This window comes from Pelagovum pacificum, from assembly GCF_016134045.1.
GTDB lineage: Bacteria > Pseudomonadota > Alphaproteobacteria > Rhodobacterales > Rhodobacteraceae > Oceanicola > Oceanicola pacificus_A.
In genome coordinates this window covers 2,384,869-2,402,231 of the sequence record NZ_CP065915.1, presented here as the reverse complement: position 1 = coordinate 2,402,231, position 17,363 = coordinate 2,384,869, and the positions used below count along the sequence as shown (strand labels likewise).

At 64.6% G+C, this 17,363-nt stretch carries 20 protein-coding genes; 10 read left to right on the top strand and 10 right to left on the bottom strand.

Annotated features, from left to right (window positions below):
• Positions 1 to 75: 75 nt before the first annotated feature.
• Together I8N54_RS20285 and I8N54_RS11840 are read left to right on the top strand one after the other, a co-directional pair.
• Positions 76 to 435 (top strand): alpha/beta hydrolase family protein, encoded by a 360-nt coding sequence (locus tag I8N54_RS20285; RefSeq protein ID WP_269802032.1) that lies wholly within the window; start codon positions 76 to 78, stop codon positions 433 to 435.
• 555 nt (positions 436 to 990) lie between these two features.
• On the top strand, positions 991 to 1,338 hold the full coding sequence (locus I8N54_RS11840) for a nuclear transport factor 2 family protein (protein ID WP_331459750.1): 348 nt from the start codon (positions 991 to 993) through the stop codon (positions 1,336 to 1,338).
• A gap of 178 nt (positions 1,339 to 1,516) precedes the next feature.
• On the opposite strand, the gene I8N54_RS11835 is transcribed toward I8N54_RS11840, so the two are convergent.
• The 8 genes from I8N54_RS11835 to I8N54_RS11800 all read right to left on the bottom strand — a co-directional run bounded on the left by I8N54_RS11835 (position 1,517) and on the right by I8N54_RS11800 (position 8,917).
• Positions 1,517 to 1,900: a hypothetical protein gene (locus tag I8N54_RS11835; RefSeq protein WP_140196971.1), complete on the bottom strand. Its 384-nt coding sequence runs from the start codon at positions 1,898 to 1,900 to the stop codon at positions 1,517 to 1,519.
• Positions 1,897 to 3,204, bottom strand: coding sequence for a recombinase family protein (locus tag I8N54_RS11830; protein ID WP_140196968.1), 1,308 nt, complete (start codon positions 3,202 to 3,204; stop codon positions 1,897 to 1,899). Before I8N54_RS11830 ends, I8N54_RS11835 begins: the two co-directional genes overlap by 4 nt.
• On the bottom strand, positions 3,201 to 3,647 hold the full coding sequence (locus I8N54_RS11825) for a DUF2924 domain-containing protein (RefSeq protein ID WP_140196966.1): 447 nt from the start codon (positions 3,645 to 3,647) through the stop codon (positions 3,201 to 3,203). Before I8N54_RS11825 ends, I8N54_RS11830 begins: the two co-directional genes overlap by 4 nt.
• A 234-nt stretch (positions 3,648 to 3,881) precedes the next feature.
• Complete coding sequence (locus I8N54_RS11820) at positions 3,882 to 4,094, bottom strand: helix-turn-helix transcriptional regulator (protein WP_140196960.1); 213 nt, start codon at positions 4,092 to 4,094, stop codon at positions 3,882 to 3,884.
• A gap of 225 nt (positions 4,095 to 4,319) precedes the next feature.
• Positions 4,320 to 6,197 (bottom strand): adenine nucleotide alpha hydrolase family protein, encoded by a 1,878-nt coding sequence (locus I8N54_RS11815; RefSeq protein ID WP_140196957.1) that lies wholly within the window; start codon positions 6,195 to 6,197, stop codon positions 4,320 to 4,322.
• Entirely contained in the window at positions 6,190 to 6,972 is a 783-nt protein-coding gene (locus tag I8N54_RS11810; protein WP_198571724.1) for a hypothetical protein, read from the bottom strand. Before I8N54_RS11810 ends, I8N54_RS11815 begins: the two co-directional genes overlap by 8 nt.
• A gap of 760 nt (positions 6,973 to 7,732) precedes the next feature.
• Complete coding sequence (locus I8N54_RS20355) at positions 7,733 to 8,362, bottom strand: SH3 domain-containing protein (RefSeq protein WP_140196951.1); 630 nt, start codon at positions 8,360 to 8,362, stop codon at positions 7,733 to 7,735.
• Between the two features lie 138 nt (positions 8,363 to 8,500).
• Positions 8,501 to 8,917, bottom strand: a complete 417-nt coding sequence (locus I8N54_RS11800; protein WP_140196948.1) for a thermonuclease family protein — start codon at positions 8,915 to 8,917, stop codon at positions 8,501 to 8,503.
• Between the two features lie 262 nt (positions 8,918 to 9,179).
• On the opposite strand from I8N54_RS11800, the gene I8N54_RS11795 reads away from it, so the two are divergent.
• The 8 genes from I8N54_RS11795 to I8N54_RS11760 all read left to right on the top strand — a co-directional run bounded on the left by I8N54_RS11795 (position 9,180) and on the right by I8N54_RS11760 (position 14,254).
• The gene (locus tag I8N54_RS11795) at positions 9,180 to 10,448 is read left to right on the top strand and encodes a site-specific DNA-methyltransferase (RefSeq protein WP_140196946.1); all 1,269 of its coding nucleotides are present in this window, start codon (positions 9,180 to 9,182) and stop codon (positions 10,446 to 10,448) included.
• Positions 10,445 to 10,666 (top strand): DUF7220 family protein, encoded by a 222-nt coding sequence (locus I8N54_RS11790; RefSeq protein ID WP_140196943.1) that lies wholly within the window; start codon positions 10,445 to 10,447, stop codon positions 10,664 to 10,666. Before I8N54_RS11795 ends, I8N54_RS11790 begins: the two co-directional genes overlap by 4 nt.
• A 1-nt stretch (position 10,667) precedes the next feature.
• Positions 10,668 to 11,081, top strand: coding sequence for a hypothetical protein (locus tag I8N54_RS11785; protein ID WP_140196941.1), 414 nt, complete (start codon positions 10,668 to 10,670; stop codon positions 11,079 to 11,081).
• The gene (locus tag I8N54_RS11780; RefSeq protein ID WP_198571720.1) at positions 11,078 to 11,590 is read left to right on the top strand and encodes a phage terminase small subunit P27 family; all 513 of its coding nucleotides are present in this window, start codon (positions 11,078 to 11,080) and stop codon (positions 11,588 to 11,590) included. The genes I8N54_RS11785 and I8N54_RS11780 overlap by 4 nt, the downstream gene beginning before the upstream one ends.
• A gap of 77 nt (positions 11,591 to 11,667) precedes the next feature.
• Complete coding sequence (locus I8N54_RS11775) at positions 11,668 to 12,363, top strand: recombinase family protein (RefSeq protein ID WP_198571723.1); 696 nt, start codon at positions 11,668 to 11,670, stop codon at positions 12,361 to 12,363.
• A gap of 514 nt (positions 12,364 to 12,877) precedes the next feature.
• The gene (locus I8N54_RS11770; protein ID WP_232790390.1) at positions 12,878 to 13,165 is read left to right on the top strand and encodes a DUF6127 family protein; all 288 of its coding nucleotides are present in this window, start codon (positions 12,878 to 12,880) and stop codon (positions 13,163 to 13,165) included.
• Positions 13,166 to 13,325: 160 nt separating this feature from the next.
• Positions 13,326 to 14,000, top strand: coding sequence for a YcbK family protein (locus tag I8N54_RS11765; protein WP_140197612.1), 675 nt, complete (start codon positions 13,326 to 13,328; stop codon positions 13,998 to 14,000).
• Positions 13,997 to 14,254 carry a hypothetical protein gene (locus tag I8N54_RS11760; RefSeq protein ID WP_140197613.1) on the top strand — a complete coding sequence of 86 codons (258 nt, stop codon included), beginning with the start codon at positions 13,997 to 13,999 and terminating at the stop codon, positions 14,252 to 14,254. The genes I8N54_RS11765 and I8N54_RS11760 overlap by 4 nt, the downstream gene beginning before the upstream one ends.
• Before the next feature lie 192 nt (positions 14,255 to 14,446).
• Here the strand turns inward: I8N54_RS11760 and I8N54_RS11755 are convergent, their stop codons facing one another.
• Together I8N54_RS11755 and I8N54_RS11750 are read right to left on the bottom strand one after the other, a co-directional pair.
• Complete coding sequence (locus tag I8N54_RS11755) at positions 14,447 to 14,926, bottom strand: DUF411 domain-containing protein (protein ID WP_140197615.1); 480 nt, start codon at positions 14,924 to 14,926, stop codon at positions 14,447 to 14,449.
• 39 nt (positions 14,927 to 14,965) lie between these two features.
• On the bottom strand, positions 14,966 to 17,299 hold the full coding sequence (locus I8N54_RS11750) for a heavy metal translocating P-type ATPase (protein ID WP_140197616.1): 2,334 nt from the start codon (positions 17,297 to 17,299) through the stop codon (positions 14,966 to 14,968).
• Positions 17,300 to 17,363: the final 64 nt, after the last annotated feature.

The window sequence follows — 17,363 nt, the reverse complement described above, 5'->3', positions numbered from 1 at the left end:
TCGTTGACGATCACGCCATCGATCCGTCTCGGGTTTTCATCACGGGGATGTCCTCGGGGGGGCATTACATCTGTCATGCTGGCGACCCATCCGGAAGTGTTCGCGGAGGGCACGATCATCGCCGGTCTGCCCTACCGTAGCGCGAACAGTCTGGTCCAGGCGCTCTTCCGCATGAAAAGCTATGGCGGACCGTCGGACCGCAAGCTGGACGCTCTTGTGCGCTCAGCGTCGAAATTCACCGGTCCTTGGTCGAAAATCTCGGTCTGGCATGGCGACAGCGATCATTCCGTCGACAGTTCCAACGCCGATTCCATTCTCCGGCAATGGCAGAAGATCCACGAGGTCGAAGGGCCGCCGACGCGCATTGAGGAGATTGACGGCCTTCCCCGGCGGGTCTGGTACGACACTTCCGGCCATGACGTCATTGAGGAATAAATGATCGAAGGAATGGGCCATGGCACGTCCATCAGTGCCGAGGGAGACGACGGCCTTGGCAAAGAGGGCAATAACATGCTGGAAGTCGGCATCTCCTCGACACGCCACATAGCGAATTTCTGGGGTCTGACGCAGTAGAGGGGCATCGTCGGGTTCTTGAGGTCGGACGAAATTCTTCGCGGCACGTCTGTGAAGTTCAGGATTGGAGAGCTACAGCAATACCCTTCACGTCCGCAGCGAACGGCCGCTTCCACACTTTCCTTCACTTCCACACTGTCCTTAGAGTTAATGCTAACCGCAGCACGTGCCGGGCGAGTGAGGCGAGCGGCAGCTTTTGTTTGCCGGAGTGCAATAGCTGGACCGACGCTGAAGGTCGGCTTTGGGCCGGAAGCGGTCACTGCGCGGTTCTATGTCGCGTGGCCGCGACGGCCGCCACTGCCTGCCATGCGCAAGATGCGCTGCGCCGCAATATGACCGACTTCGAGCCCATTTTGACCCTCAGAAAGTCGGTCGTATGCTGAGAATGAACCAAGCAGGGAGGCGACGTTGGCCCAAGTGCAAGGCAGCAAGGACTGTGGCAATTCACCGAAGAACAAGTTCGCTCAGGATGTGGCGATCGCGCTGGAATGCGGTGACGCTGAGCCGAGCGCCTTCAGCGAAGACGTGATCTGGGAGAATCCCTCAACAGAGCCAATCTCGGGGAAGGGTGCGGTTCTTAAGCACCTTGGAACTCGACGGAGACCAAAATCTGTCACTGTCCAGCACGCAATTTCGCACGGTAAGGTCGGTGCTGCGAGTGGAGAGGTGACGTTCGCAAACGGGCAGACTCGACGCTTCTGCCATGTGTTCGACTTCACAAGTGCCAAGGCCAACTGCGTCGCCGTCGTCAGAAGTTACAGCTGACCGCGCCAGTGTCCGCTCTGTCCGCACTGCTGACCTTGGGGCTTTGGACTTTGCTGCGCGGTGCCATGAAGGTCCGGTATGGGGAAGCCGCCCTGCGGCAATGCAGATCCTAACCAATGACCGCAGAGGGCCGGAAGCGACGACGACCGGGCAGGGGGGGAATGCCTATTAAGGGCTGCTAGCCGAAGAGAACCGGCTGGTCCTCCCACTCAAGCGGGAACGGCTCCAGAACGCGCGTCAGCGATACCTCTGACCCCTGCCTGCCGTCCAGGATCGCCTCGACGATGTCGGGCGCGAGCAGTGTCAGGCGCAAGACGCGGGTCATGTAGGAGGGCGCGATCCCCTCGCGTTCGGCCAGTTCGGCGATGGTGGCGAACTCGTCGGACTCGAGCATCCTCTTCCAGCGGAACGCCCGCGCCAGCGCCTTCACCAACGTGTTGTCCCTCGGACGCGTCTGCGCGGCGCCATCGGGCAACTGCATCTCCTTCCGCCCGCCACGCTTCACGACGCGGAACGGGACGTGAAGCGTCATAGTTTCGGGGATTGCATCCCCGCGGGTCACGCTGCGGCCTCGATGCCACCGGCAAGCATCTCGCGGGCTAGACCGCCGAGTCCGTCGACGCGAAGCCGGACGTTGAGACCGTCTGTGCCGATCTCCACGCGCTCGACCAGCAGTGCAACGATGCGGGCTTGTTCTGCCGGGAAGAGCTGGTCCCACAGCGGGTCGAGTGGCTGCAGGGCCACGCGAGCGTCGGCCTCAGTGATGTCGTCAGCATGTCCGCGTGCCGCCTTCCAGGTGCACGCCACAATCTCCGGCTGGCGGAATACGACGCGCAGCTGCTTGATGACGGCCGCTTCGATCTCGCCCGCGGGCACTCGGCCGACCGGGCACGATCCGGCGCCATGCTTCAGCACGGTCTGGCTGACATAGTACCGGTAGAGCTTGTAGCCCTTGCGAGTATGCGTCGGCGAGAACGCCGCGCCATCGGGTCCGAACAGCAGCCCCTTCAGCAGCGCGGGCGTGTCGGCGCGAGTCCGGGCGGCGCGCTTGCGGGGGCTTTCCTGCAGGATGGCGTGGACGCGATCCCACGCTTCGCGGTCGATGATCGCGTCGTGCTCACCGGGATAGCTTTCGCCCTTGTGCACCGCCTCGCCGATGTAGGCGCGGTTGTTGAGCATGCGGTAGAGGTACTTTTTGTCGATCCGATTGCCGCGCGGCGTCCGGATTCCGCGCGTCCCAACCTCGCGCGCCAGTTCGGTCCCCGAGCCGATCTCGAGGAAGCGCGCAAAGATCCAGCGCACATGCGCGGCGGCTTCTTCGTCGACCACCAGCTTCCGGTTCTCGACCCGATAGCCGTAGGGCGGCACCCCGCCCATCCACATGCCCTTCTTCCGACTGGCGGCGACCTTGTCGCGGATGCGTTCGGCCGTCACCTCGCGCTCGAACTGGGCGAAGGACAGCAGGATGTTCAGCGTCAGCCGCCCCATCGACGTGGTGGTGTTGAAGGACTGCGTGACCGAGACGAAGGTCACGCCGTTTCGGTCGAACACCTCCACGAGCTTGGCGAAGTCGGCCAGCGAGCGGCTCAGGCGGTCGATCTTGTAGACCACGACGACATCGACCAGCCCGTCCGCGATGTCCTCCAGCAGCCGCTTCAGGCCGGGGCGTTCCAGCGTGCCGCCGGAGATACCGCCGTCGTCATACTGATCGCGGACCAGCACCCAGCCCTCGGAGCGCTGGCTGGCGATGTAGGCCTCGCAGGCCTCTCGCTGAGCGTGAAGCGAGTTGAACTCCTGCTCCAGCCCTTCCTCGGAGGATTTGCGTGTGTAGATCGCGCAGCGGCGCTTGATCTTGACCTCGGTCATGTCCGGCTCCTCTGGTTCTTGAGGCCGAAGAACACCCAGCCGTTCCAGCGCGTGCCGGTGATGCCGCGGGCGATGGCGGACAACGATTTGTAGGGTCGCCCCTGCCACTCGAAGCCGTCCTTCGTGACGGTGACGACGTGTTCCACGCCCTGCCACTCCCGGATCAACCGCGTCCCGGCGATGGGCATCCGATCCGTACGGATGTAGCGTTTGTGGCGATCCCCGCCGTCCAGGTCCTCACCCAGCCGCTCCAACCGCCGGATCGTTTCGGGTTTCAGACCGCCATAGGCCAGTTCCTGGATGCGGTAGGCGAGGCGGCTCTCCAGGTAGCGGCGATTGAAGGGCGGCGGCTCGCTGTCGAACAGGTCGCGCCACTGCTGCTTCAGGTCGGGCGTCGGCGTGGTCTTGAGGGCGGCCAGTCGCGCGGGGATGGGATCGGTCATGCGTCTCTCCGATTGGTTGGAGTTGCATCACCGCTCTGGTCGGGCGGAGAGTGTAGCGGAGATTCTCCATCGGACGCAGAGAGTTGCCGGTTGCGCGCATGGAGCCGGACGAGGCCGAGAGCGAGCAGCCTGCAGAGCTCGGCCCGGCGTTCTGGTGGCCTCATGGCGCATGCGGGCAGTGGATTGCGTCCGACGGCCGGGTCGCGATTGCCCGCGACTTCGCCTGTTCTCCAGTTACAGGTCATCGCCGCCCTGGCGATGCTGCGCCTCGTAGGCGAGGATGTCGCCAAGCCGGTAGCGGATACTCCCGCCGATGTTTAGGAACGCTGGGCCGTACCCGTCGCTGCGCCACCTCTGGAGCGTTCTCGTGGAGAGGACCCACCGGGCGGCAAGGGCGCGCTCGCTGAGCATGCGGTCTGGATTCTGGGGGATGGACGCGTATGACATGCTACCTCTGAACTTGTCTGCTCGTGTGGATAAATATATAATATTGTCAGTGGCTTAGACATGTTTTCAGCGTGACGCGGCGGGTTTTCGACGTGACATGGCGGACCAGAAAACTCAGCGATAACAAGGGCCGTAACCGCTGAGACGTGACACGGAGCGGATTTGTCGTGACTCGGGTGTTCCCGTCGTTCTTTTGGGGGCGCCAAGGCAGCTTTGACTAGCGACTCAGTCCACCCGGTCCCGCGAGATCGGGATCATGGTCGGATCGAGCCGGTAACCTCGGGTTGCCGGGTCTCGCGGACTCTCGATGAGGAGGTCGTGTGGCGGGGGCTCACCGTGGACGTCTTCGAAAAAGCTTGCGAGTGTCTGCCGGCAACGACGCACGCTCTGCCGGGCGGCATCCGCGGTCTGGCCTGTCCGATGTGCGAGCCGATGTTGCTCCACGTACCGGTGGTCATCGGGCTTCAGGCCCGCGGCGCGATCCACGTCGAACTGGGGCTTCAGTTCATGGGCGACACGGGCCGGCATTCCTTCGACCCGCCCGAGTCCCTCGACCGCGAGTACGTGGTTCTCGTCTTCGAAGAATGCGACCCGGAGCAACGCGGAAGGGTCAGGGACCATATCGACCTCTTCGACGTCGTTTAATTTGGCTGGCCTGAACAGGTCGCCAAACCGCCGAGAGGGGGCGGCACACTCCGGCCCCGCTTGGCTGAGATGCAGGACGAGCAGCGACGTCCGGGGCAGTGCCTGCCGGGCGAGCGCACCTGCCTGTGTGACGGTCGCAGACTCGATGACGTCTTGCACCGCTCTGGAATGGCGCCGGTGCAGATCGAGGACCCTGTCCAGGGCCTCCCGCGACGACAGCGTGGGATTCCCTGAAACGATGCGGCTGATCTCCTGCCCGAACTCGGTGAGGGCAGACGTGCGGTCGAGTTGACCGACGCGGATCGCGTGCCGAGTCCACTCCAATGCGAATGTGCGGGATCGCGTCGTATCGCGGGGGCCGAACAGGATGTCCGTCTTGTAGTCCTCTGCCTTGTCGTGTTCCGCTTGTCCGGCCGCGAGAATGGCGAACCGCCGGTCGAGACATTGTGTACAGGCGCCGCAGTGAGTGTGGCGACTGGTCTGCTCGCGAATGCTTGTGCAGCTCACGGTTCTCGGGATGTCACGGGCAGCTCCGTATTCTGCAACCCGTCGGACAACATCCGTCTTCGTCAGCCATTCGTAGCGATTGCGGATGGACGGCCCGCCGGGCCAGATGAGGCCCAGCAGGTCGTTCATGAGCTTGAGGCCGAGCGGGTGCGTCGTGCGCGTGGCCATGGTGCCCACGATCTGTTGTGAGATCGGCAGATTGTGGCTGATGACGCCGTTCTCGAACAGGCTGAGGCGCCGGGCGCCGAATGTTCGGGCGACCGCCTGGCCGAGAGCCGTGAAGAGCAGCGTTCTGGATCGTTGCGTGTCATCCCGTCCCTGCTGGCCCTTCCGCCGCGCCTGAACCTGCAGGTGCATGACCTGGGACCCAAATCGCTTCTTTAGAATTTCTCCGAGCTCTACCTGCCGTGGGATCACCTTCTGAGCCGACCGGTGCGTGACCAGAATGACCCGTTCGGTCGATGCCGAAAGCGTTTCCAGTGCCCCCGCAAAGGAGTCTAGGCCGCCCGAGAACAGGATGACCTCGTCTGCCTTGTACGTCGCACCGCTGGTATCGAGGTCGAAATAAGGATCAATCGGTATGGCCGGTTCTGCGTCCGCGAACTCGAAAGCCATGCTGTCTTCGGTGAGGAACTCCGCCACGGCGATAAGCGCGTCGGTGATCTCCGGCTTAGACCAGATCTCGGAGCGTCTGACCGGAATGCGGAACCGGAACTCGCGACGCCAGTCTTCGCCCATTCGCGGCCGGGTCGGTCCGCCGCGTTTGAAGCCACTGTCTGCGGCGAACACAGCGGCGGCGATCTCCAAGAAATCGAGCGCGAGGTCATCGATCTCGGTAACGGCGGCGGCCCGGATCGCGTCGAACGCCAAGGTGAAGGTCGGATCCTGCCCGTTGATCCGAATTTCCTGACGGTCATCGCCCTCGAACACGGTGATTACAGGTTCAGCCATGAGCGACCCTTTTCACCTTTAACTCTGCCACGATCTTCTTCAGGCTGACTGCTCCGAACGAGGCGGCATCGTGCTCGGAGAAGCCGCCCCGGTCGTGCAGTGTCTTGCCGTACCACCCGCTGGAGAACTCCTTGATGATTCTGGTCGCCTCGTGCGCGTACGCGCCAAGTTCCTCGTCGAAAGCGCTGCGGCTCCCCTGCGCGGCAAACCGTGCATCTGCCCCGACGTGGTTGCTCAGATCGCGCTCCAGCCAATATGCGAGGGTCGCCTTTGTAAGGTTCGCGAAATACCCACGGGTGAGTTCGGAGATCCGCTTGGAGTAGCTCAGCGTCCGTGCGGCGAGCCTGACGTCATCCGCCGTCGCCTCGAAGAGCCCGGGCAAGGAATTACCGATCCAGTCAGAGAGCGTGGCCGTGAGCGCCCGGCCCGCGAGTTCGCCGAGGTCGGTGCGGCGGTTGGTCGACCGTCTCACGTTGTCGAGCCGCTGGCCTGTCGCAACGATTATGTCCAGCAACTCTGGCTGATCCACGACGGAAAGGTCCAGTTGCCTCAGTGCGTCGCCGAAATCCTCCGACCTTGCCGCAGCCGGGATCGCGAGCAGGAGCCTGACGGCTTCGACGAAGACCGGATCATCGGACGCGTCCAGAAGATCCCGCTCGGCCGCTTGCGCGCTTGCTGCGAAGACTTCCGGGCCGGCCGCGTCTGAGCCGAGCAGCCCGACCACTCGCCGCCACTTCACGTTGTTCGGTATTACGCCGAGCGTGTTGTGGCCCATGACGGCCCTCCTCCCGGCTCTCAGTTCAGCGCAGATGTAGCCGTATGTCAAAGCAGGCGCGGACGCGAGATGATCGCAATAGGGTCCGGCAACGAGCAATCAAGTGGCGATGGCCAGCTCCGCTTAGCGGGTTGCTTCGGTTGGGCAGCCTGAATTCACGCAGCAGCGCTGTATCGATCTCGCACACGGGAGCATGTCGTCGTGTGACGGCGTGTGTCATAAAATGACTATATTTCAATGGATTAAGTTGTGTGTGATAATCGAAGCACCATGTTCGGCGAGCCCAGGGCTCGCTGGTGGTCCGGATCGGCGGAGGGTTTGCATGACCGTGGCGCCGGTTGCAGGATGGCATACCGCGGGGCGGGGACAGATGCCGAGCGCAGTCCGAAAGGCCGAAGCGCGTCCCCCGGTGCCGGGTCCGGTGTCGTAAGTAGCGGCTGACCTCGAGGAGAGGACCTTATCGACCTCGGGGGCCTGAAGCGACGGGGCGGCTCCGACCGACACGGACAGCTGATGGCAGTGGGACCCACCTCGGCAAATGCCGGGGCTGGTCGTCCTATGCCTTCTGCTCAAGGACTCACCAACCGACAGGGACAGTAGGTAGCAATAGAGAGAGACGCGCGCGAGAGTGAACGACTGGCGAGGTCAGCTGCGACGGCATTCAGACTGCCGAACGCGGATACCGCCAGGTTTGCGCTCACGGCCGGCAACCAAAGCCGCGATCGTGACTGCTTGGTTAAGCGGCACGCCACGTTGGCGGTCATCGCTGCCTCGCGAGGTAGGACTGCAAACGAGCGTCGGTCACATCGCTGTCGTAGCAGATCGGGCTAAAGCCCCCTGGTCTGGACCAAGCGCTTCGGCCTCCACACCGGTGCCCGGCCCGGTCGATGTTGTAGGGGCAGGGGCATGATCCTTGGTAGCTCGCGATACTTTGGCGGATTATCTGTGCTCTCGCGTCGCGTATCTCCCGGTCCGTTGGTGCCGCGATCTGTCTGCTAGGGGTGGCAGGAGCTCTGACAGTGGTCGGCGGCTGATCAGGTGAAAGGTAATCGGACGACATCCACCCTCTGCCGAAAGAGGTAATTACTTCGCTCCAAGAACCGCTTCTTCCAAGTAGCCTGACGCGATCTCCCGTGTTGAGATGCCCGAGAACGGAATCCGATGTCGTCGGCCCGCTCCGAAGCCGGACGCGGTCTCCGGTGACATACTCATAGGTCGCTCGATCGGTATTGACCTGAGGACCTGAAAGGTTCGTCTCGGTTGCAGGATTGGTCTGGAATGTCTGAGCGGATGGCGAGGTTGGTCCTCGAGTCTTCTCGGAGATATCATCCGCGGTGTTGGCGATCGCCCACACCGCGACGATCGGTACGATCCACCACAGCCTGCGCATTTTGAATGATAGATCCGCGATGGCCGATCAGGCAATCGGCCACTTGTCGTTCGAGCAAGGCCTCGGACCTGGTTCGGCTTCGGCTCAGGGAATGCCGGCGCAGTGCTCTATCGAAGCCTCTCTCGGAGGTTGCCGAGATCAGCAGTATCCGGCGCGTCCACCCAGACGCTGGACCGCACCAGGCTGCTCCAGGTGCGCGTAGCGGCCGCCAGAGTAACGCCGGCAATCGAGGGCAAGGCCTTGAGCGATCGCAAGAGCGCCCACATCCTGTCCGTCGAGGAAGCAGACGCCGATCAACCGATCTCCATTGCGCTCCCCATTGAGAGCGCATGTCACAGTGCGGCCGTCGACCAGCTGCTGCATGAATGCGCTTGCTTGCCGGCCGTGGGGCTCGTTCAGCTCCGGCCCGTCAATGCCATTTAGGCGGATGGCGATGCCATCAACCTCAAACGTATCGACATCGCGAACATGAGTGACGACGCCCTCCAGCGATGCCTGAGCGGTCAATGCCGCTGGAACGATTGACAGGAGGACTAAAAGAAACGGCTTCAACATGAGCGCATACTCCAAACTCAGTTGTCATGGTCCGCGGCGCCGGGTCGGCGGTCAAGGCCATGCAGCTGCCACGCGTGATATCGAGCATTAAGGTCAGCAATGCTGACCTTGGCCGAGGTGGCGCGACTTGGCGTCATTGTCCGGCACTTTGTCTGCTCATGTCGTTCATTGTCGTTTTTCGTCACGGTGACAGGGTTTTAGCGGTCGTGATAGACTTTCCGGGAGAGGCAGGCAGAGGGCCACGAGTTTCGGGAGCGGGGGTATGGCGCAGGCAGTGGCAGAGCGGGTAGGCGGGCCGATCGGAGCCCAGTCGATCGAACATCGGCCGGTTGCGGACCTGGTTCCTTATGCGAGCAACGCCCGGACGCACAGCGAGGCGCAGGTCGCGCTGATCGCCGGGTCCATCCGCGAGTTCGGATTCAACAACCCGGTGCTGGTCGATGGCGACAGCGGCATCATCGCTGGGCATGGCCGCGTGCTGGCCGCGCGGAAGCTGGGCCTCCCGAGCGTTCCGGTGATCGAACTGGCGCATCTGACGGAGGCGCAGAAGCGGGCCTACATCCTGGCGGACAACCGTCTGACGGAGCAGGCGGGATGGGACCGGGAGTTGCTCGGCCTCGAACTCGCTGACCTCGGAGACCTCGGCGTGGACCTTGGCAGTCTCGGCTTCGACGGGGCGGAGCTGGATGCGCTGCTGGCGAGCGGACAGGCTCAGGACGGCGAGGAGGTGACGCCGGACCCGCCGACCAATCCTGTCAGCCGGATCGGCGACCTCTGGCTGCTGGGCCAGCACCGGCTGCTCTGCGGGGATGCCACCAGCAAGGCTGACGTCGATCGGTTGCTCGATGGCGTCACGCCGCATCTCATGGTGACCGATCCGCCTTACGGCGTGAACTACGATCCGGCCTGGCGCAACGAGACCGGCGCGTCGAAGACCAGGCGCACAGGCAAAGTCGCCAATGATGACCGCGCCGACTGGCGTGAGGCCTGGGCGTTGTTCCCCGGCGATGTCGCCTACGTCTGGCATGGCGCGCTGCATGCAACCACCGTGGCGAACAGTCTTGTGGCCACCGGCTTCGATATCCGCAGCCAGATCATCTGGGCCAAGGACAGGCATGTGCTCAGCCGGGGGCACTACCACTGGCAGCATGAGCCGGCATGGTACGCCGTACGGGGGAAGGGACACTGGTCGGGGGATCGCACGCAATCCACGCTTTGGACCATCCCCAATCGGGATCAGGACGCCGCGACCGTCCACGGCACGCAGAAGCCGGTGGAGTGCATGCGCCGGCCGATGTTGAACAATTCGAGCCCGGGACAGGCGGTCTACGAGCCGTTCTCCGGGTCGGGCAGCAGCCTCATCGCGGCGGAGACGGCGGGCAGGGTCTGCTACGCAATGGAACTGGACCCGGCCTATGTCGATGTGGCCGTGACGCGGTGGCAGGCCTTCACCGGTCAGGACGCCAAACTGTCCGGAGGAGCGACGTTCACCGAGACCGCGATCGAGCGACGCGGGGAGGCGGCGGCATGAGCCAGGAGCGCCGGATGTCGCTCGTTGAGGCGATCGCGAACGTCGTGGTCGGCTACGGCGTCGCGCTTGCGACGCAGTTCGCCGTGTTCCCCCTGGTCGGCATCGAAGCTCAACACCGGCAGATGGTGCTGACGGGCCTCGCCTTCATGGCGGTATCGCTGGTGCGCAGTTACGCGCTGCGGCGCCTGTTCGACCGCTGGACGGCAAAGGGAGCGTGAGATGGGGCGGCAGCCGATCACCCTCGACGATCATCAGCGCTCCGAGGTCGAGACGCTCGCCGCCTTGCTGAACCAGGAGCAGATCGCCGATTACTTCGGCATCGCCCGCAATACCTTCCGTGCCATTTGCGAACGAGATCCGGAGGTTCTTGAGCACTACAAAAGGGGTAAGGCGAAGGCCATCGCGCATGTGGCCCACGGTCTGCTCCAGAAGGCCCGTGCCGGCTGCACCACCTCGTCTATCTTCTATCTCAAGACACAGGCGGGCTGGCAGGAGACGTCCGGCATCGAGCATTCCGGCGAGACCAGCGTGACGCACAAGGGGCAGGCGACGGACGCGCTGGCGAAGTTGCTCGACCAGATCGCAGAGCGCAAACAGAGGATCGGCGTCGAGGCGCCGGACTCCACGACATGAGACGCGGGCCAAAGCTCAAGCCGACGATGTCGCCGCGGCTCAAGGAGGGTGGCGTGCCGCGCTGTCCGGACCACCTCGACGCGGATGCGCGCAAGGAGTGGCGTCGGCTCGCGCGCACGCTCCACGAGGCGGGCATCCTCACCGTGGCGGACCGAGCTGCCTTCGCCGCCTATTGCCAATCCTACAGTCTCTGGGCCGAGGCGGTCCGCAAACAACGAGAGACCCCCAGGCTGATCAAGACACCTTCGGGCTACGTTCAGCAGTCGCCCTGGATCGCGATCGCCAACAAGCAGCTCGAGCTGATGGGGCGCTACATGGCGGAGCTCGGGATCACGCCGACCTCCCGGACGCGCCTGTCTGATGTGATGGCGGAAGATGGCACAGCGACCTTGAACCGGATCGAACTGGTCTGGCGGGGGCCTGACGGCACGCTGCGGGACAAGGACGGCACACCTGTCGAGGACAAGCCGGCCGGGCTGACGCTCGACGCGGACTGCGAGCGCCTCTGAGAGCAGAAACGACTACGAGATCGGCGGCATCGGAGCGATGTACACACCTGCGCAACCAACGTCAGGCAGGTGTGTACATGGTCAACGATACTGCCCCGATCCTCCGGCTCGTGGCCTACGAGCGGGTCTCCACGGCCAGGCAAGGGCGATCGGGTCTCGGGCTCGAAGCGCAGCGAAAGGCGATCGACGATTATGCGTCAGGGCAGGGGGCTTTGATCCTGAGCCGCTTTACCGAAGTCGAAAGCGGACGGAAAAACGACCGGCCCGAACTGGAGAAGGCGCTCCACCTGGCCCGTCTCACCGGCGCAACGCTGGTCATCGCCAAACTCGACCGTCTGAGCCGCAACGCCGCCTTCCTGCTCACCCTCCGCGACAGTGGCGTCCGGTTCGTCGCCTGCGACATGCCGGAGGCCAACAACCTGACGGTCGGGATCATGGCGCTGGTGGCGGAGCAGGAGCGCGAAGCGATCTCGCGGCGCACCAAGGAAGCGCTGGCGGCGGCCAAGGCGCGCGGGGTCAAGCTTGGCAACCCGAACGGGGCCGCGGCGCTCAGGCGGGCGGCCAAGGGCGGAGAAGCGCTGAGGGTCACTGTGGCGGGCAACGCAAATGACTTCGCCATGGCGCTGTCCCCCATCGTACGCGCCATTCAACAGGCCGGTCACACGTCCCTGCGGGCCCTTGCCGACGAGTTGAACGCTCGAGGCATGCGAACCAGACGAGGCGGGAAGTGGCATGTGTCGAACGTCCGTAATCTGTTGGGGAGGATCAGCTGAGTGGCTCGGCCGACGTCAGCACCTTTTCGACTGGCTCAGCGTCGACAACGCTAACGGGATCGTCGATCAGCCCCGGCTGCCGCGCGTCAAGGCGTACACCAGCTACGACAACTATGTCGGCGTCGGGACCTGGACGAAGATCGGCCTCAACAACACTGACCATAACGCTCAGGGGGCCTTCGACGCCGCGAACAACCATTTCGTGGCGCCCGGTCGATGGCACCTACCTCTTCGGCGCGACGCTCATGTACAAGGTCAACGCCAGCACGACTGCCTGAATTTGCGGGCAGCTCGTCCTGAACGGCACCACCGAAATCCGCGGCTCCCTTGGCGAAATCTCCGCCACCCACGTCTCGCTCGCCACCGCGATCTGGCATCAGACCATGGTCCCGCTGACGGCGGGCGATACCGTCGAGCTGCAGAGGTATTTCCTGGTAGCGGACGGTTAGTTCGCCGCCGATCACACGTCCTTCTGGGGCTGCAAGATCGGCTGAGCGGCGGAAGGAGGACCCTGATGAACCCACCCCGATCCGAGGGCTACGTCCGCATGCCCGACGCCGAGTTCGAGGCCATCCTGACGCGGGCCGCCGAGGAAGGCGCGAAGCGCGCTCTCGCCGATGTCGGCCTCGACGGCGACGAGGCCGCGCTCGACATCCGCGATCTGCGCTCGCTGGTGGACTGCATCCGCCTGGTGCGCCGCACCGCCATGCAGACTGCCGCGCGCATGATCACCACCGGCGTCATGCTGGCGCTGCTCGCGGGCATCGCCATCAAGCTCAAGATCTTCGGCGGCGGCCCGTAGCCGTACCCGATCCCCATTCATCAGCCCGCAATGACCCGCCCTCGTGGCGGGGTGAGCCGTGGTCTGCCTGAAAGGCAGACGAGAAGGTCCAGTGGACCTTCCCGAACGGCGAACGCACCGAGCCCTGCGAGGGGCCGACAACTCGTTTCGGAGGACCCCCATGACCACGACATTCTATCGCCATTGGCGCGACGTTCCGGAGAGCGCATGGCGCTGGCGGAATTTCAGCCCGGCTGAGATCGCCTGCCGGGGCACTGGCAAACTGCTGGTCAGCGAACCCGCGCTCGACAAGCTGCAGGCGCTGCGCGACCAGCTGGGCAAGCCGCTGATCGTCCGTTCGGCCTATCGCAGCCCAGAGCACAACCGCGCCGTCGGCGGCGCGACCCGATCCAAGCACCTTGATGGCGCCGCCTTCGACATCGCCATGACGAACCACGACCCGGTGGCGTTCGAGGCCGCAGCGCGGGAGGTCGGGTTCCTCGGCTTCGGCTTCTATCCGCGCTCGGGGTTTATCCATGTCGACCTCGGCCCGGCGCGTCAGTGGGGCGAGCGGTTCCCGGTCCGGGCGACGGCATTTGCAGCCGAGACGCCGCCCGCACGCGAAGCGCTGGCTGAGAGCCGCACCTTGAAAGGCGGTGGCGCGGCTGGCGTGGCGACGCTGGGCGCAGCCGGGGTCGAGGTCGCGCAGAGCGTCCTGGCAGAGACCCAATCCGCCATCCTGCCGCTTGTGCCGTATCTCGACACCCTGCCCTGGGTGTTCATCCTTGTGGCGCTCGGAGGCATCGCGGTCACCATCTATGCTCGCCTCGATGACTGGAAGCGGGGCCGGCGGTGATCGCCGGGCTCCTCACCGGGATCGCGGCCCGCCCGTGGGTGCAGGCGGCGCTGCGCTACGGGGCCATCATCCTCGCCGTGGTGCTGTTCGTGCTCGCGCTTCGGCGGTTCGGCGAGCGAGCGGGACGCCTCGTCGAACGCCTTGAGACTACGGAGAAGGCCAATGATGTCCAACGCAAGATGCTCGAGGCCGCGACGCGTCGCCCTCGTTCTCGCGACGATCTGGCTGAGCAGCTGCGCGACGGGCGCTTCTGACGTCGGCAGCCTCGGGGCGTGTCCGCCCGTCGTCGAGTACAGCCGGGATCTCCAGGCGCGGGCGGCCGAGGAACTGGCCCTGCTGCCGGAGGGGTCGGCGGTCGCGGAGATGCTGGCGGACTACGCTGTTATGCGGGATCAGGCGCGTATATCTTCTCGCCCCTGATCAAGAACCGAATTGCAGCCTCAAGGTCAGGCAGAAGCATAGCTGGTGAAGACCTCGGTCGATCCGTCGCCTCGGATCAGAAACACGTCAAAGGCCTCTCGCTCGCTTTCCGGTCCCATTCCGGGCGAGCCGTAGGGCATGCCGGGCACTGCGAGGCCGACTGCGTCCGGACGCTCTTCCAGAAGGCGCCAGATATCGGCAGCGGGGACGTGGCCCTCGATCATGTAGCCTTCGATGCGGCCTGTATGGCAGGAGGCCATCTCCTGCGGGATTCCGTTGTCCAGCTTGTAACGCATCAGAAGCGTCCCGGCGCTCGCCTCGGTCGTGACGGAGAAGCCGTCGTTCTCGAGGATCTCGATCCAGGCCGAGCAGCAGCCGCAGTTGGGGTCCTTCATCACGTGGATCGCCGGTCCGGCGCCTTGCGCAAGAGCCCTCAGGGGCGATGCAGCCACCAGTGCAGCTCCGCCGATCAGGAGCGTGCGGCGGGAAAAAGTGTCTTGGGTCATCTGATTTTCCTTTCGAGGTTGAATGTGTGGACTTGCAGGTCAGAGATCGACCCGCCTGAGCCGTAAGGCGTTGGTGATCACCGAGACCGAGGACAGGCTCATCGCCGCCGCCGCAATCATCGGCGAGAGCAGCAGGCCGGTCACGGGATAGAGCAGTCCTGCTGCGATAGGGACGCCGAGAGCGTTGTAGGCGAATGCGAAGAACAGGTTCTGCTTGATGTTGCGCAATGTGGCGCGGGCGAGCTTGCGGGCCCGCACGATGCCCATCAAGTCGCCGCCCAACAGGGTGATGCCTGCGCTTTCCATCGCAACATCGGCTCCAGTGCCCATGGCGATGCCGACATCGGCGGCGGCCAGCGCGGGCGCGTCGTTCACCCCGTCCCCCGCCATGGCGATCTTGTGGCCATCGCGGCGCAACTGGTCGATCAGGTCCTTCTTGGCCTCGGGCAGGATGCCCGCGCGGACCTCGTCGATGTCAAGCTTGCCCGCCACCGCCTGTGCCGTGCGCTCGTTGTCGCCCGTGGCCATGATGACCCGCAGCCCCTGGGCATGGAGTTCCCGGATCGCCTGAGCGGTGCTGTCCTTGATCGGGTCGGCGACCGCCACGATGCCGACGAGCGCGCCGTCAAGAGCGACGAACATCGCCGTCTTGCCCTCGGCGCGCAGGGTGTCGGCCTTTGCCTCGGCCTGCGCGGTGTCGAGCCCCATCTCCCGCATCATCGCGGCGTTGCCGAGCGCCACCGCGCGTTCGCCCACTATCCCCTGCACGCCCTTGCCGGTGACGGCGTCGAAGTCCGTGGCCTCCTGACGCGGCGCACCCTTCGCCTCGGCTCCCTCGACGATCGCCTCAGCCAGCGGGTGTTCCGAGCCGCGCTCCAGAGCTGCGGCCAGCGACAGCAGGTCGGTCTCGGTGATGTCACCAAGCGCCACAACGTCCGTCAGCTTCGGCTTGCCCATGGTCAGCGTGCCGGTCTTGTCGACGATGAGCGTATCGACACCCGCCATACGCTCCAGCGCCTCGGCGTCCTTGATCAGCACACCCGCCTGCGCACCGCGCCCCGCGGCCGTGGTGATGGAGATCGGCGTCGCCAGCCCCAGCGCGCAGGGGCAGGCGATGATGAGGACCGAAACGGCGGATGCCATGGCGAAGACCAACGCGGGTTCCGGGCCGAAGATCATCCAGACGACGAAGGCTATGATGGCGATGGCGACCACGGTCGGCACGAACACCGCCGACACCCGGTCAGCCAGCCCCTGGATCGGCGCGCGGGACCGGCGCGCGTTCGACACCATCGCGACGATCTGCGCCAGCACGGTGTCGGACCCGACCTTGCCCGCCTCGATCACGAGGGAGCCGTTCTTGTTGATCGTTGCCCCGGTCACCGCATCGCCCGGGCCCTTTTCGACCGGCATGGACTCGCCGGTCAGCATGCTTTCGTCCAGAGACGATCGACCTTCGATCACCGTGCCATCGACCGGGACCGCATCGCCGGGCCGCACGCGCAGCCGGTCGCCCTCCATGATGTTCTCCAGCGGCGCGTCGTATTCGGTGCCGTCCGGCAGGATGCGCCGCGCCGTCTTTGGAGCGAGGTCGAGGAGCGCGCGGATCGCGTCTCCGGTGCGTTCGCGCGCCCGCAATTCGAGAACCTGGCCGACGAAGACCAGCGCCACGATCACGACCGCCGCCTCGAAGTAGGTGCCGACGCCATGGCCCATCCGGTACTGTTCCGGAAAGATCCCTGGCAGGAAAGTGGCGACGATCGAGTAAAGATAGGCCGCCGCCACGCCGATGCTGATCAGCGTCCACATATTGGGGCTGCGGTTCACGAGGGAGTCCCAGCCGCGCCGGAAGAATGGCAAGGCGGCCCAGAGGATGATCGGCGTGGCCAGTACGAATTCGAGATAGCTGGCGGTCTGATGCCCGATCCAGTCGCGCACCGGCAGCGCGACCAGTTCACCCATCGTCAGGATAATGAGCGGCACCGCCGCCGCGGCGGAAATCCACATCCGGCGGGTGAAGTCGGTCAACTCCTCGCTCGGCTCGTCCGAGGGAACCATCGGCTCCAGCGCCATGCCGCAGATCGGGCAGGACCCCGGCGCATCGCGAACGATTTCGGGATGCATCGGGCAGGTGTACTGGACGTTGGCCGGAGCAGCCTTCTTCTGCCCGGCGGCCCGGCCCGAGGCATAGAACCACGGATCCGCCTTGAACTTGGTCTGGCACTTCTCCGAGCAGAAATGGAAGGTTTCGCTCTGGAACTCGGCGTGCCGCCCGTCGGGCTTTACCGTGACCGTCATCCCGCAGACCGGGTCCTTCGCCGTCTCTGTCCCCACCGGAATGTCGGGTGCCGCGTGATGATGATCATGCTCCATGGTCTGCAAGCCTTTCGATCTCTTGTTTCAGCTTGCGGCCTCCAGCCGTTGGAAGCTCAAGCTC

Bases quoted from the DNA above. Each gene is read 5' to 3' on its own strand.
- I8N54_RS20285 (WP_269802032.1), top strand. From the start codon at position 76: ATGCTGGCGACCCATCCGGAAGTGTTCGCGGAGGGCACGATCATCGCC.
- I8N54_RS11830 (WP_140196968.1), bottom strand. From the start codon at position 3,204: ATGACCGAGGTCAAGATCAAGCGCCGCTGCGCGATCTACACACGCAAA.
- I8N54_RS11825 (WP_140196966.1), bottom strand. From the start codon at position 3,647: ATGACCGATCCCATCCCCGCGCGACTGGCCGCCCTCAAGACCACGCCG.
- I8N54_RS11820 (WP_140196960.1), bottom strand. From the start codon at position 4,094: ATGTCATACGCGTCCATCCCCCAGAATCCAGACCGCATGCTCAGCGAG.
- I8N54_RS11815 (WP_140196957.1), bottom strand. From the start codon at position 6,197: ATGGCTGAACCTGTAATCACCGTGTTCGAGGGCGATGACCGTCAGGAA.
- I8N54_RS11810 (WP_198571724.1), bottom strand. From the start codon at position 6,972: ATGGGCCACAACACGCTCGGCGTAATACCGAACAACGTGAAGTGGCGG.
- I8N54_RS20355 (WP_140196951.1), bottom strand. From the start codon at position 8,362: ATGCGCAGGCTGTGGTGGATCGTACCGATCGTCGCGGTGTGGGCGATC.
- I8N54_RS11800 (WP_140196948.1), bottom strand. From the start codon at position 8,917: ATGTTGAAGCCGTTTCTTTTAGTCCTCCTGTCAATCGTTCCAGCGGCA.
- I8N54_RS11795 (WP_140196946.1), top strand. From the start codon at position 9,180: ATGGCGCAGGCAGTGGCAGAGCGGGTAGGCGGGCCGATCGGAGCCCAG.
- I8N54_RS11790 (WP_140196943.1), top strand. From the start codon at position 10,445: ATGAGCCAGGAGCGCCGGATGTCGCTCGTTGAGGCGATCGCGAACGTC.
- I8N54_RS11785 (WP_140196941.1), top strand. From the start codon at position 10,668: ATGGGGCGGCAGCCGATCACCCTCGACGATCATCAGCGCTCCGAGGTC.
- I8N54_RS11780 (WP_198571720.1), top strand. From the start codon at position 11,078: ATGAGACGCGGGCCAAAGCTCAAGCCGACGATGTCGCCGCGGCTCAAG.
- I8N54_RS11775 (WP_198571723.1), top strand. From the start codon at position 11,668: ATGGTCAACGATACTGCCCCGATCCTCCGGCTCGTGGCCTACGAGCGG.
- I8N54_RS11770 (WP_232790390.1), top strand. From the start codon at position 12,878: ATGAACCCACCCCGATCCGAGGGCTACGTCCGCATGCCCGACGCCGAG.
- I8N54_RS11765 (WP_140197612.1), top strand. From the start codon at position 13,326: ATGACCACGACATTCTATCGCCATTGGCGCGACGTTCCGGAGAGCGCA.
- I8N54_RS11755 (WP_140197615.1), bottom strand. From the start codon at position 14,926: ATGACCCAAGACACTTTTTCCCGCCGCACGCTCCTGATCGGCGGAGCT.
- I8N54_RS11750 (WP_140197616.1), bottom strand. From the start codon at position 17,299: ATGGAGCATGATCATCATCACGCGGCACCCGACATTCCGGTGGGGACA.